The 462-nt window shown below is 53.5% G+C and carries 1 protein-coding gene; it reads left to right on the top strand.

What is annotated here, in order from left to right; genetic code table 11:
* Nucleotides 1-200: hypothetical protein (locus AC1D0P_RS29205; protein WP_477679931.1), on the top strand; the 200-nt coding region annotated here is incomplete at its 5' end.
* Nucleotides 201-462 lie beyond the last annotated feature (262 nt).

Consider the following 462-nt stretch of genomic DNA (forward strand, 5'->3'; position numbering starts at 1 on the left):
ATGCAAAACCCGCAATCACCACCGATGGCCTGTCGATGGAGAAATACAACGACAGCGGATATGGCTATCTGCGCGTCAGCGCCGACAAGGATAAAATCGCGATCGGCTTTCACCTCGTGAGCGACAGAGTGACCCTGGCGCAATCGCGATTTGACAAGATCACAGTTGACATCGCCTCCCACAAAATAATCGCCAATTAGGACGAAGCAAGCCGAAGAGCCGGCATTGCCGGTTCTTCGTATTTGTGCGCTACCGCACCGAAACCATTCATGTTTTCCCTGCGTTAACTATAGGCCGCGGCATATCGCCTGCCTTTTAGTCTAGGGAACGAACATGAACACAGAATGGGATTCGCCGGTTATCATGAAATGGGGCGACGAGACGACCATCATCCGCAATGCGCGCGAGGCCATCCATTTTCTCGATGGTCGCACGCCGACAGAGCGGGGCTATCTTTACAGC

This window comes from Polaromonas sp. P1_G2, from assembly GCF_056405515.1.